Below are 12,946 nucleotides of genomic sequence, written 5' to 3'. Positions count from 1 at the left end.
CCCCCGCGCTAGCGCGGCGCCTCGTCGGTGCGCAGCACCGGGTAGAGGTTCAGCTCGGCGTCGTAGGCGGGATGGCGGCTGAAGAAGAAGCGGGTGCGGGCGCGCGCGTCCTTGGCGAAGGCGGGGTCCTTGAGCTTCTGCTCCCATTCGGCCTTCACCGCGGGGTCCTTCGCCAGCAGCTCGCGCGCGAAGGGCTCGAGCACGTAGTCCTCGATGTACTCCTTCTGCTCGAAGTGCGGGTTGAAGAAGCCCCAGGCCACGAGGCTGTCCGCCCCCTGCGGCTCGAAGAGGTGCGCCACCAGCAGCGCGCCCGGCTGCGCCACCGGCACGAAGAGGCTGCCGGCGGGCAGGCCCCGCGTTTCCTTCGCCCACTGCCCCTCCAGCTTGAGCGGCTGGTGGGACTCGAAGGAGGTGGGCGAGAACTTCGCCTCCTTTGCCCGGAAGGCCTCGAAGGGCTGGGGCGCGAGCGCGTGCGCGAGCACCCGGTACTGCAGCCCGTGCGCCTCCAGCTTGCGCCTCACCCACGCGGCGTGCGCCGCCGGCACGAGGTAGCCCGCGCGCGGCAGCTTCACCGTGACGGAGGGGCGCACGTCGGGGAAGTAGGGGACGTTCCACACTTCGGGCTTCGTGTCGTCGTAGGACACCACGGTCTCGCCCGTCACCACCGAGGGGCTCTTCGTGTACGCGTAGCCGAGGTAGGGCAGCGTCACCTGCTTCTCGGTGTTCTCCCAGGCGAGCACCGCCTCGCGCACCTCGCCCGCGCGCTCCGCCGCGTCCGCCTGCGCCGTGGTCGCCTGCAGCGCGGCGCCCTCGCGCGCGACGAGCCCGAGGAGGTCCTGCAGGATGTCGCGCGTGGTCTTCACCCGGTGCGCGTAGGGGCGCCACGAGTGCGTCTCCACCAGGATGCCGAAGCGGTTGCGCTGCGCCCAGTAGCCGTGGCTGAAGCGCGGCGGGGCCACGCTGTACGCGAAGCCCGTCTCGGGCAGCTCGCCGCGGAAGGAGGGGTAGAAGTCCAGCGGCTGGTGGCCCTGCTCCTTCAGCTGCGCGAAGAGCTCCTGCTGCAGCTTCAGCCCCAGGGGGCGCAGGCCGGCCGCGCCGCTGCGCGAGGGCTCGAGCCCCACCGACACGTCCGGCTGGAACTTGGCGCCGTCCGTCACGTGCAGGTCCAGGTACACGAGCGGATCCCACGTGTGCAGCAGGCCGAGCATCGCCACCATCTCGGGCGCGTCCGCCTTCACGTAGTCGCGGTTGAGGTTGAGGTTCTGCCGCGTGGCGCGCCAGCCCATCTCCTCGGGGCCCACCTGGTTGGGGCGGTTGTTCTTCCCGAACCGCTCGTGGCCATCCACGTTGAAGATGGGCACGAACACCGCCGTCACCTGCTTCAGCACGCCGGGGGCGGCCTTGCCGTCCAGCAGGTCGCGCAGGAGCCAGAAGCCGGCGTCCTTGCCGTCGATCTCCCCGGCGTGGATGCCGCCCTGGAAGAGCACCACGGGGCGCTGCTTCGCGGCCGCGGCCCTGGGGGTGAGGGTGCCGTCCGCGCTCACCACGAGCGCGAGCAGCGCGCGGCCCTCGGGGCTCGTGCCGAAGGTGTCGCAGCGGGCACGGCCCGGGTAGGCGCGCACGAAGGCGCGGCACAGCTGCGCGGCCTCCTCGTAGCGGCCGGTGCGCGTGAAGCCGCTGCGCTCGGCCTCCGTGGTGAGAGGAGCTTGGGCGGCGAGGGCGGAGGCGAGCAGGAGCGGGAGGAGCATGGCGTCCGGCGAACCTAGACCGCGGCCGAGCAGTGGGGAACACCGCACTTCCCCCGTGCCCTCCTGCGAGGGAGCATCGCGTCCATGCCGCCCGCCGCCTCCCGCCCCGCAGCGCTCGCGCACGCCCTGCGCCGGGGCGCGGCGCGGCTGTGGCCCCGTGCGCGCGTGCCCCTGCCGGTGCTCTACGACGAGGCCTACCGCCTCCCGCTCAACGGGCTGGAGTCCAGCATCGGCATCGAGCTGCGCACGGTGGACTTCACCGCCTGGTACCTGCTGGAGACGGGCGCCGTGGCGCCCCCGGACGTGCACCGCCCCGAGCCCATCTCCTGGGAGGCCGTGGCGCGCGTGCACACCGAGGGCTACCTCGAGTCGCTCGGCCGCCCGGAGACGCTCGCGCGCATCTACGCGGTGGAGCCCAGCGACGTGGTGCGCGGCGAGCTGCTCAAGAGCGTGCGGCTCGCCTGCGGGGGCACGCTCGCGGCGGCGCGCCACGCGCTCGCGCGCAAGGGGCCCGCGCTCAACCTCGCCGGCGGCTTCCACCACGCGGCGCCCGCGCGCGGCGGGGGCTTCTGCGTCCTCAACGACGTGGCGGTGGCGGTGGCCGCGCTTCGCGCCGAGGGCTTCGAGGGGCAGGTGGCGGTGCTCGACCTGGACGCGCACCCGCCGGACGGCACGGTGGAGTGCTTCGCCGCGCTCGGGGACGCGCGCGCGTGGGTGGGCTCGCTGTCCGGCAGCGACTGGGGCGCGCTGCCGGGGGCGGACGAGACGCGGCTGCCGGAGCGCTGCGACGATGCCACCTACCTGCGCGCGCTCGCGGGGCTGCTCTCGCGCATGCCGCGCCCCGCGCTCGCCTTCGTGCTCGCCGGTGGGGACGTGCTCGCCGACGACCGCTTCGGCCGGCTGGGCCTGAGCCTGGACGGGGCGCGCCAGCGCGACCTGCAGGTGGCCGCGGCGCTCGCGGGGGTGCCCAGCGTGTGGCTTCCGGGCGGCGGCTACCACGCGGACGCGTGGCGGGTGCTCGCCGGCACCGCGCTCGCGCTCACCGGCCGCGGCCGCGAGCGCATCCGCCGGCGCTTCGACCCGCTCAGCGCGCGCTACCAGCACCTCGCGCGCCTGCTGCGCCAGGAGCAGCCGAAGGACGAGGTGCTCATCACCCAGGCGGAGCTGGACGGCACGCTCGGCCTGGACTCCGGGGGCGAGCCGCTGCTGCTGGGGCGATACAGCGCGCAGGGCCTCGAGTACATCCTCTACCGCTACGGGCTGCTCACCCAGGTGGAGCGCCTGGGCTACGGCCGCCTGCGCGTGGAGGTGGGCGGCACCGGCACGGGCACGCGCGTGCAGCTGCTCGGGTGGGCCGAGGGCCGGGAGCACCTGCTCATCGACTGCGTGCTGGAGCGCCGGCCTTTCGCGCAAGGGGAGGTGCTGTTCGTGAACTGGCTCTCCCTGCGCCACCCGCGCGCCCACTTCAGCCCCGTGCGCCCGCAGCTGCCGGGCCAGGAGGTGCCGGGCCTGGGGCTCGCGCGCGAGATGGACGCGATGCTCGCCGTGCTCGCCGAGCGCCAGGGGCTGCTCGGGGTGGCGTTCCGGCCCATGTGGGTCCACCTCGCGGCGCTCGCCCGCCGCCGCTACCGCTTCCTCGACCCCGAGCGCCAGGGCCGCTTCGAGGCCCTGTGCCGCGACCTCGCCGCGCTTCCCCTCGCCGAGGCCACCCGCCTCGTCGCCGAGGGGCGCGTGCACCTGGACGGCCAGCCCTACACCTGGGAGCCCTCGGACCTGGTGGCCCTCACCCAGGCGGACGTGGGGGACCGGGAGGCCATCGCCGAGGCCCGCGAGCGCGCGCGCTTCACCGTGGACGGCCACTCGCTGCACGTGCAGCCCCGCAGCTAGCGGCGCGGGGCAGGTCGTGCCTCAGAGGAAGTAGTCGGGCAGCAGCTCGGCGCCGGGCACGGCCTGGTACTTCGAGAAGTCCGTCACGCCCTCCGAGCGCAGCACGTCCTCGTCGATGCAGAAGTTGCCGGTGAAGGAGCGGCTGGGGCGGGTGAGGATGGCGTAGGCCGCGTCGGCCATGATCTCCGGCAGCCGGCAGCCCTTGATGGTGTCGTCGCCGCCGAGCAGGTTCTGCACCGCCGCGGTGGCGATGACGGTGCGCGGCCAGAGGGCATTCACCGCGATACCGTCCGAGCGCAGCTCCTCGGCCATGCCGAGCACGCACATGCTCATGCCGAACTTCGCCATGGTGTACGCCACGTGCGGGGCGAACCAGCGCGCCTCCATGTTGAGGGGCGGGCTGTTGTTGAGGATGTGCGGGTTGCTCGAGCGCTTGAGGTGCGGGATGCACGCCTGCGAGCACGCGAAGGTGCCGCGCGTGTTGATGCCGTGCATCAGGTCGAAGCGCTTGAGCGGCGTGTCCAGCGTGCCGGTGAGGCTGATGGCGCTCGCGTTGTTCACCAGGATGTCGATGCCGCCGAAGGTCTCCACGGCGCGCGCCACCGCGGCCTGGATCTGCTCCTCGCTGCGGATGTCCACGACGCAGGGCAGCGCCTTGCCGCCCGCCCGCTCGATCTCCTCGGCCGCCGTGTAGATGGTGCCGGGCAGCTTCGGGTGCGGCTCGGTGGTCTTCGCGGCGATGACGATGTTCGCCCCGTCGCGCGCGGCCCTCAGCGCAATCGCCTTGCCGATGCCGCGGCTCGCGCCGGTGATGAACAGGGTCTTTCCTCGCAGGGTGGACATGCGGCGCTCGCTCCAGGCGTGGTGGGGTGTTGAGGGTGGGGCGCCCCTTCATAGCCGCAAGCGGGGCAAATCCGGAGTCCAGGGTGCACCTCCGTACACCCCTTGCGCCGATATGGGCCGCCCGCGCTCCGCGTTGATTGAGCATGAGGCCCTCTTCGCTGCGACCGCGGATGCTGTTGCTCGCGCTGGGACTGCTGTCGGCCGGGTGCGCAGGCAACCGCCAGGAGCAGCGCCTGGAGGCGGAGGCGGCGAAGTTCATCTACGTGGCGCCGCCCCCCAAGGTGTGGGCCGAGGCCAAGGCGCTGCTCAAGGCGCGCGGCTTCACCGTGAACGAGGACCAGGCCGGCCGCTACGTGATGAGCACGCCGTGGACCGAGGTCTACGCCTCCGAGGACATGGGCACGCAGCTGCGCCGCTTCCTCGTGGTGGGCAAGGACATGGGCCAGGGGCGCTTCATCGTGCGCATCTACAACATCAACTACACCACCGTGGGCAACGTGGACTCGCACCCCTCCATGGGCAACCACGAGTACCAGCGCGACAGCGGCTCCTCGGGCGGAGGCGGCGGCGGCGGGATGATCTTCTCGAAGAAGGGGCAGGGCGCGGCCCCCGCCAAGGGCTGGTACCAGCGCGACCTCGCCATGGAGTGGCACCTGCTGGAGCGCCTCGAGCCGGAGCTCGCCGAGGAGCTGAAGCACGAGGACGCGCCCAAGCCCACCGCCACCGCGCTGCGCAGCACCACCACGAACCAGTAGCGCTCCCGCCCCCTGCGCCTGCCGCCCCAGCCCCGCGTCATCGGCTTCGATGACGGCCCCGCGCCGCACCGCGCGGGCGCCTCCGTGCCGCTCGCCGGCGCGGTGTGCAGCGCCACCCGCTTCGAGGGCCTCGTCTGGGGCCGCGTGCGGCGCGACGGGTGGAACGCCACGGACGTGCTGTGCCGGCTGCTGCTGCCCGGCAAGTTCCTGCCCCAGCTGCACCTGGTGCTCCTGGACGGGCTCGCCTTCGGCGGCTTCAACGTGGTGGACCTGCAGCAGCTCTCCGCGCGGGTGCAGCGCCCCTGCGTCGCGCTGATGCGGCGCGCGCCCGACCTGGACGCCGTGCACCGGGCGCTCGAGCACCTGCCGGGCGCGGCGCGGCGGCGCGCGCTGCTCGCGCGCGCGGGTCCCATCCACTCCCTGGGCGGCTTCGTGTTCCAGGTGCAGGGCGCCTCCCCGGAGGACGTGGCGCGCGCGCTGCCCCGCCTCACCGACCGCGGCCACGTGCCCGAGGCGCTGCGGCTCGCGCACCTCGTCGCCGGCGCGGTGGTGCAGGGCGAGAGCGGCCGGCGCGCCTGACGCCTTCCCGACACTGCCTCCCCCCTCGGGTTCCACCTCTCCCTCTGTGACGCCGCGCGTCGGCCGCGCTGCGTCATTGCAACTGTGTTGCGAAAGCGACGTGCGCCCCGGCGAAGGGCTTCGGACCTCGCTGATTCCCGGGTCAAACTGCGCGCCGCTCCGCAGGCCGGCATCGGGCCGGTGCGGAGCTCCCCACGCAGCGCCGGAGCTGTCGCCATGAGAGCCTTCCCCCTCGCCGCCGTCCTCGCCGTGTCCCTGCTCAGCGCCTCGCAGGCCTCGGCCACGAACTACACGCTGTGGATCCACGGCCGTAACGGCGGCAGCACGCAGGCGGGCAACTACGCGGACTTCAGCTACTGGGGGCCAGCCTCCACCGCGGCCGGCGTGAACAAGAAGGCCGTGAACTGGGACGGGCGCCAGCGCATCGGCGGGCAGAACTACCGCATCCGCGACGCGCTCGACTGCTTCTGCACCGGGAGCAACTGGTGCTACATCGCCGCGCACTCGGCCGGCGACCTGCAGATCGGCTACGCGCTCAGCCTCTACGGCACCAGCGCCCGCTACAAGAAGAACGCGGTGCCCAACTCGAGCGGCGTGTGCGGCAACACGGATGGCACCACGCAGACGGGCTGGAACATCAAGTGGGTGGACGTGGCGAGCGGCGCGGGCGGCGGCAGCGAGCTCGCGGACAGCGGCTCCTGGGCCACGAGCGACCCGCTGGTGACGGACCTCAAGACCACCAACGCGCGCGCCCTCTACAACCACAACGCGACCACCTCGAAGTGGTTCTACATGTTCGCGGGCGCCAAGGGCACGGCCTACTCCGGCATCCTCCCCGGCCAGGACGACGAGGCCGTGGCCTACCACTCCACCGGCGGCGTCTCGGGCAGCAGCGGCGGCAGCTACTGCAACCCGAGCGACTGGCTGTGCAACGACCTGACGCTGGGCACCAACGCCTGCGAGGGCGGCGCGGCGAAGTGGAGCTTCCACACCGTGGACTTCCGCGACGACAACGAGGCGTACAACCACTACGCCAACGGCAACTGGGAGGGCATCGTCTCCAAGGTGCGCGCGGACGCGGCTGCCTACGCCCTCTAGCCCCGCGCCATGAGCCCGTCCTCCCGTCCCTCCTCTCGCCGCCGCGGCGCCCTCGTCCTCGGCGGCGCCCTCCTGCTCGCGGGCGCGCTCGCGGGCTTCCTCTCCCTCACGGGCAGCTCGCCCGCCGAGGAGGGCGGCGCGGAGGCGAGCGCCGGCGCCGCGTCCACCGCAGCGACGCCTGCGCCTGCGCCGGGGAAGGGGCCGGCGCGGCTCGCGCCCGTAGGCGCGGGCGTGCTCGCCACGTCGCCCGCCTCACCGGACCCGAGCGGTGGAGCACCGGAGGACGGCGAGCCCACCTCACCCGAGGCCCGGCGCGAGCTGTGGCAGCGCCGGCTCGAGCGCGCGCGCCACACGCTGGACAGCTACCGCGAGGCCACGCGCTACCCGCCGCAGTCGCGCCCCATCTCCGAGCAGCCGGACCAGGTGCACCCGGCGGCCCCCGAGCGCGAGGTGCCCGTGCGCTCGGCCACCGGCGAGGAGACGAACCTGCAACTGCGCCTGCGCCAGAGCCGCGTCTTCGTGGCGGGTGAGGAGAGCGTGGAGCTGAGCGTCGCGTGCGAGGACGCGCGCGGCGCGGCCCAGCGCTGCGAGGTGCTCTCCGCGCTCGCGAGCGAGCCGGACTACGTGGCGGGCAGCGCCGCGCTCAGCCCGGTGCCGGTGCCCTTCGCCGAGGCGCCCGACGGCTCCCTGCGCGCGAGCTTCCAGCCCTCGCGCCAGGGCTTCGCCATGTTCTCGGGCAACCTGCGCGTGGCGCTGCAGGTGCGCGCCGCCGGCGTGCAGGCGGCCGCAGGCTTCGACATCCTCTACACGCCGAGCCCTCCGGCCACCTTCACCGGCCGGGTGCGCGAGGCGCTCGAGGGCGGCTCGCTGCAGCTGTACGTGGGCCTCCAGGTCCGCAAGGCCGGCCGCTACGTGCTGGCGGGCCGCGTGGACGATGCGGCGGGCCAGCCCTTCGCGTACGTCACCTTCAACGAGGAGCTCGCGCAGGGCGCGCAGGAGGCGCGCTTCACCGTCTTCGGCAAGCTGCTGCGCGACGGGGCGCCGCGCCAGCCGCTGCGGCTGCGCGACGTGGAGGGCTTCCTCCTGCTCGAGTCCGGAGACCCCGACCGCGAGCTGCTCTCCGCGCAGCTGGGCCCGGTGTACACCGCGCGCAGCTACCCGCTCACGGCCTTCTCGGACGCCGAGTGGCAGAGCCCGGAGAAGCAGGCGCACCTGGACGAGTTCGGCAAGGACGTGAAGCAGGCCGAGGACGCGCTGGGCGCCGCCACGCCTCCCTGAGCCGAAGGGCGGGCGCGCGGCCTGCGCTAGGCTGCGCGCCCATGGACCTGCTCGACCTGCTGCGCCTCCCGCCCGTGGCGTGCCTCCTCTTCTGCACGCTGCACTCGCTGGACTTCCTGCTCACCATCGCCGGGGAGCGGGTGCGCCAGCGCCGCGCGGCGCAGGTGATTCGCATCAGCGGCAGCTACGAGCTCAACCCCCTGTTCCGCAAGGTGGTGGACGAGCGGCGCTGGTGGTCGTGGCGCTTCCTGCTCACGCTGGGGGTGGGAGGCGCCGTCTTCTACGTCGCCAGCTGGAGCATGCTCTCCACGGGCCGTCCCGACGACCTCGCGGCGCTGGACCTGGTGCTGGGCGCATTCGTGTTCTCGCGCCTGCACATCATCCAGCGCCACCTGCACAACCTCTGGCTCTTCGACCGCATCGCGCGCCACCCGGAGAGCGCGGTGGGCGAGGTGCACTACGAGCGCCGCGTCGGCGTGGCCGGTGCCGCGTTCCAGTCGGGAGGCGCCGCGCTCCTGCTCGCCGCGGCGTACGTGGCCGCGCCGTCCGCCTTCGTCCTGGGTGGCGCGCTCTCCTGCGGGCTCCTGACGCTGCTGGGCGTGGTGCTCGCGCTGCGCGCGAAGCCCGCGACCGCCGCCGCGGCCTCTGGAGCTCCCACGCCCTCCTAGCGGCCGGGCGGCCCGCGGCGCGCGAGCTGGCGGGCCGGAGGCGGGCCGGCGAGCGAGGCAATCGCCGGCGCGAGCCCCGCGGTGGGCGCGGCGATGGCGCAGCGCGCGCCGCCGTGCACCAGCCCCACCACCTGCAGCGCCGCGTCTACCACCGGCGCGCCCGAGTCGCCGGGCGCGCCGCGCAGGCTGGTGAAGAGCGCGGCGGGCACCTCGGGAAGCGAGGGGCAGCGCCCCAGGCGCACGAGGCTCACCTGCTGCAGCTCACCGGCGTGGTGGCGGCTGCTGATGAAGCGCAGGGGCGCGCCGGGGAAGGGCAGGGCGCTCGCGACACGCAAGGGCGCCACGCCCGCGGGGGCCTCGAGCCGGAGGAAGGCCACGTCGTGCGGGCGGTCCACCCGGGCGACCTCGGCCTCCACCACCCGGCCATCGCTCAGCTGCACCTGCAGGCTGCGCTCCTCCTCGCCGACGCAGTGGGCGGCGGTGAGCGCGCTCTGCGGGTCCTCCACCACCACGCCCTGGCAGCGGGCGGGCAGCAGGGTGAGGGTGGCCTCGCGCAGCGCCTGGGTCTCGTCAGCGGCGGGGGCGGCGGCCGGGGCGCGGGCCGCGGTCTGGAAGTCCGGCTGCGTGGGCGAGCAGGCGATGAGGAAGGCGAGGGTCACGGCGAGCCCGAGGAGGGCAGCCACCGCCTGGCGCGACAGGTACCACAAGGTCATGTCCCTCTCCCCAGAGTGCGCGCCGTGAAGGGGCGCTCAGGGGAGAACGATGTGCATGCCCCGGAATCTGCGTTCGCGCCGGGCCGGAGAGCGGGCGTGCGAACGCGGGGACAGTGGCGGTGGTGGCCAAGGCACACGCGTCGTCCGCAGAGAGGCCAGGTCGCACGGCTCCGTCGCTCGGGCAGGTCGCGAGCAGAGCATCAGACGCATTGATCGCAGCGACTCGACGCCCGCCCGACGCCCGTGACGAGGCAGGCCAAGGTGAACCCGGCGAGTGGGTGCGAGTGCATTGCCTGATGCGTGGGTGTTGGCTTGCCGGTGGGGGCGTCAAGGCGGGAAGGGTGGCTGAGCGCTGCGGCTCCTCGCGGTGGGGCGCTGCCGGGACGCGGCGCTCAGGGGTGACACGGTTGCACCCCGCGCACGAGGGCCGCCCCGCCCCGGCGCACCCTCTGGAAGGAAGCTTCCTTTCACGCTCGCCCGCGTTGCTCGGGCCTTCGCATGGAACGAAACGTCCATTCCTCGCGCGCAGCGTCGGCCCTGGAGCGCGCTTCACTCTGCGTGTGTGCCCCCTCGGGAGCCGCCGGCTGGCTCGTGCAAATACGTAAAATAGGATTTTACGTTTTTGCATCGCGCGCCGGTCCGCGCCCGGGAGGGGCGTCTCCTTTCGAGACGGCAGTCCACGCGTCGTGGACGGCTTCACCCACCCGGAGAAGCCCCGTTCCCTCCCCGGCCTCTCCTCCTCGAGGCCGTGTCTCTCGCGCCACTCTCGCGTGTCCCTGAGTCGGACGCGGCGCAGGCTTGTCGCCCACTGCCCGGCCTTGCGCAGTCGCGACCTATCGTTCAACGGATGCGCGCGGGCGGGCGGGGCTCCTGCGCGCTGGGGAGGCCTCGGCGGCGGCGCCGGGCAGGGCCTCCAGCACCTGGGCCACCGTGAGGTGCAGGTCGGCTGCCTGCCGGAAGTGCTCCAGCAGTGCCTCGACGACCGCGCGCACGCGGGGTGCGAGGAACTGGCGGTGCGGGTAGTGCAGCACCATCTCGCGGCTGCCCGGGTCGTGCAGCTCGGGCAGCAGCAGCCGCAGGCGCCCGGTGCGCAGGTGGGGCAGCGCATGGCTCAGCCCCGTCTGGGCGATGCCCGCGTCCGCCAGGACGAGGTCCACCAGCGCCTCCGGGTCGCTCACGGAGAGCCGGGGCTCGGGGGTGAAGTGCAGCCGGGCGCCGCGCGCGCCAGGCTTGCGGAAGCGCCAGGGGGTGGGCGGGGCACCGGCGAAGTGCACGGCCAGGAGGCGGTGCTGGGCGAGCGCGTCCACGGTCTGCGGCACGCCTGCCTGCTCGAGGTAGCGCGGGCTCGCCACCAGCACCAGGGGCAGGTGACAGATGCGGCGCGCCACGAGGCTGCTGTTCTCGATGAGCCCGCCGCGGATGCCGATGTCGAAGCCGCTCGCCACCAGGTCCACGGGGCGGTTGTCCAGGTCCACGTCCACGCTCAGGCCCGGGTAGCGCTGAGCGAGTGCAGGCAGCGCGGGCAGCACCCAGCGGCGCCCGAAGGCCATGCCCACCGAGACGCGCACGCGGCCCGAGGGCGCGAGCGCCGCCTGCGTCACGTCCGCCACCGCCTCGTCCAGCGCGCGCAGCGCTGCGCGCGCCTTGCCGAGGAAGCGCTGGCCCTCCGCCGTCAGTGCCACGCGCCGCGTGCTGCGGTTGAGCAGGCGCACCCCCAGCTGCGACTCGAGCCGCGCGAGGCTCTTGCTCACGGCCGCCGGCGTCACCTCCAGCCGCTCGGCGGCCGCGCGCAGGCTGCCGCTGGTGGCGGTCTCCACGAAGGCGAGCATCCCCTGGAGCTGCTTCATGGAGCGATTCTCAACCGCAAGTCACCTTTCCTTCAACAACTCGTGACTTTCGGTTCGAGGGCGCCGCCGCGTAGCTTCTGGGCATCCAACACACGGCGGCGAGTGCGCCGCGGGAGAGACGGACATGAAGGTGGGCATCCTGGGGTCCGGAGTCGTGGCGCAGGCGCTGGGCACTGGCTTCCTGAAGCATGGGCACGAGGTGATGCTGGGCAGCCGCAGCCCGGAGAAGCTCGCGGCGTGGGCGAAGGCGAACCCGGGCGCGAGGGTGGGCAGCTTCGCGGAGGCCGCGCGCTACGCCGAGCTCGCGGTGCTGTCGGTGAAGGGCACGGCGGCGCTCGAGGCGCTGCGCGAGGCGGGGCCCGGCAGCCTCGAGGGCAAGGCGGTCATCGACACCACCAACCCCATCGCCGAGGCGCCGCCGGTGAACGGCGTGCTGCAGTTCTTCACCGGCCCCAACGACTCGCTGCTCGAGCAGCTGCAGCGCGCTCACGCGGGGGTGCGCTTCGTGAAGGCCTTCAGCTCGGTGGGCAACAACCTGATGGTGGACCCCCGGCTCGAGGGCGGCCGGCCCACCATGTTCATCTGCGGCAACGACGAGGCGGCGAAGCGCCAGGTGCAGGGCGTGCTGGAGCAGTTCGGCTGGGAGGCCGCCGACATGGGCCGGGCGGAGGCCGCCCGGGCCATCGAGCCCCTGTGCATGCTCTGGTGCATCCCGGGCTTCCTGCGCAACGACTGGGCGCACGCGTTCAAGCTGCTGCGCGCGCCTTGACGCCGCTCAGTCGCGCGTGCGGGTGACGGCGCGCACCGCGTCGCGGCCCACGTCCAGCACCTTGGAGACGGCGCCCGCCACCAGGTTGCCGGGCGGCGTGTCGGGGCTGCGCGGGTGGGGGCGCGTGGGGGCGGCCTTCTTCGCCGCCTCGAGCAGCTCGCCCAGGCTCTTGAGGTCCGCGGGCTTCAGCGCGCGCTTCACCTGGGGAAAGAGCGTCTTCTCCTCCTCCTTCACGTGGTGGCGCACGTTCTCCATCAGCACGCTCACCTTCGCATCGAAGCGCTCGGCCTCGGGCGGCAGCCCGTCCAGCTCGCTGAGCAGCCACTTGGCCACGTGGTGCTCCTCGAGCGCCTCGAGCACGTCGTCCTCGAGCTTCTGCACGCGCTCGCGCACCGCGGGGTAGAACACCTGCTCCTCGATGACCGCGTGCACCGAGAGCTCGCGCACCATCTGGTCCACCAGCTTGCGCTTGGCCTTGTGCGCGCGGTCTCCGAGCGCCTCGAACTTCTTGAACAGCTCCTCCACCGTGCGGTGGTCCTGCTTCAGCAGCGTCAGGGCGTCCATGGGGCGCATGCCTCCTGTCGTCGTGGGAACGTCGCGATGTCCGGTGAAGCGTGCGCATCCTCCGCCCGCGCGGCCCGCGGCCGCAGAGGCCCGCCCCCGCGCCTGTTGAGCGGCGGATGCTGGGGCTCTCGCGCAGCGGGACTGCAAGGCTGCCGCGCGGCGGCACGGGTTGGACCGGGAGTGCGAGTGCCACCTCC

Annotated in this window: 12 protein-coding genes; 7 read left to right on the top strand and 5 right to left on the bottom strand. The window is 73.6% G+C overall.

From position 1 onward, the window contains the following. Positions 1–8 precede the first annotated feature (8 nt). Positions 9–1,748: a M14 family zinc carboxypeptidase gene (locus FGE12_RS11145; protein ID WP_153866420.1), complete on the bottom strand. Its 1,740-nt coding sequence runs from the start codon at positions 1,746–1,748 to the stop codon at positions 9–11. An 84-nt stretch (positions 1,749–1,832) separates the two neighbouring features. Here FGE12_RS11145 and FGE12_RS11140 point away from each other — a divergent pair, with 84 nt between their 5' ends. Next, positions 1,833–3,635 (top strand): histone deacetylase, encoded by a 1,803-nt coding sequence (locus tag FGE12_RS11140; protein WP_153866419.1) that lies wholly within the window; start codon positions 1,833–1,835, stop codon positions 3,633–3,635. A 21-nt stretch (positions 3,636–3,656) separates the two neighbouring features. Here the strand turns inward: FGE12_RS11140 and FGE12_RS11135 are convergent, their stop codons facing one another. Then, positions 3,657–4,478: an NAD(P)-dependent oxidoreductase gene (locus FGE12_RS11135; RefSeq protein WP_153866418.1), complete on the bottom strand. Its 822-nt coding sequence runs from the start codon at positions 4,476–4,478 to the stop codon at positions 3,657–3,659. Between the two features lie 143 nt (positions 4,479–4,621). Between FGE12_RS11135 and FGE12_RS11130 the strand changes: the two genes are divergently transcribed. From FGE12_RS11130 to FGE12_RS11110, 5 genes are all read left to right on the top strand, one after another. Continuing rightward, positions 4,622–5,233, top strand: a complete 612-nt coding sequence (locus FGE12_RS11130) for a hypothetical protein (RefSeq protein WP_153866417.1) — start codon at positions 4,622–4,624, stop codon at positions 5,231–5,233. 12 nt (positions 5,234–5,245) lie between these two features. Then, positions 5,246–5,812, top strand: a complete 567-nt coding sequence (locus FGE12_RS11125; RefSeq protein ID WP_153866416.1) for a DUF99 family protein — start codon at positions 5,246–5,248, stop codon at positions 5,810–5,812. Positions 5,813–6,028: 216 nt separating this feature from the next. Further along, on the top strand, positions 6,029–6,910 hold the full coding sequence (locus FGE12_RS11120; RefSeq protein ID WP_153866415.1) for a hypothetical protein: 882 nt from the start codon (positions 6,029–6,031) through the stop codon (positions 6,908–6,910). Positions 6,911–6,919: 9 nt separating this feature from the next. Further along, entirely contained in the window at positions 6,920–8,188 is a 1,269-nt protein-coding gene (locus tag FGE12_RS11115) for a hypothetical protein (protein WP_153866414.1), read from the top strand. A 41-nt stretch (positions 8,189–8,229) separates the two neighbouring features. Beyond that, the gene (locus tag FGE12_RS11110) at positions 8,230–8,856 is read left to right on the top strand and encodes a hypothetical protein (protein WP_153866413.1); all 627 of its coding nucleotides are present in this window, start codon (positions 8,230–8,232) and stop codon (positions 8,854–8,856) included. Here FGE12_RS11110 and FGE12_RS11105 read toward each other — a convergent pair. Continuing rightward, positions 8,853–9,569, bottom strand: a complete 717-nt coding sequence (locus FGE12_RS11105; RefSeq protein ID WP_153866412.1) for a serine protease — start codon at positions 9,567–9,569, stop codon at positions 8,853–8,855. The two genes, FGE12_RS11110 and FGE12_RS11105, sit on opposite strands and share 4 nt — an antisense overlap. 833 nt (positions 9,570–10,402) lie before the next feature. After that, a complete protein-coding gene (locus FGE12_RS11100; RefSeq protein ID WP_153866411.1) occupies positions 10,403–11,416 on the bottom strand; it encodes a LysR family transcriptional regulator in 1,014 nt (337 codons plus the stop codon). A gap of 124 nt (positions 11,417–11,540) precedes the next feature. On the opposite strand from FGE12_RS11100, the gene FGE12_RS11095 reads away from it, so the two are divergent. Continuing rightward, positions 11,541–12,185: an NADPH-dependent F420 reductase gene (locus FGE12_RS11095; RefSeq protein WP_153866410.1), complete on the top strand. Its 645-nt coding sequence runs from the start codon at positions 11,541–11,543 to the stop codon at positions 12,183–12,185. 6 nt (positions 12,186–12,191) lie between these two features. Here FGE12_RS11095 and FGE12_RS11090 read toward each other — a convergent pair whose 3' ends face one another. Continuing rightward, a complete protein-coding gene (locus tag FGE12_RS11090; protein ID WP_153866409.1) occupies positions 12,192–12,749 on the bottom strand; it encodes a hemerythrin domain-containing protein in 558 nt (185 codons plus the stop codon). Between the last annotated feature and the right edge of the window lie 197 nt (positions 12,750–12,946).

Source organism: Aggregicoccus sp. 17bor-14 (genome assembly GCF_009659535.1).
Classification (GTDB): Bacteria; Myxococcota; Myxococcia; order Myxococcales; family Myxococcaceae; genus Aggregicoccus.
Note: the sequence above shows the minus strand (reverse complement) of the source record. Positions and strands in the feature narration are given on the sequence as shown.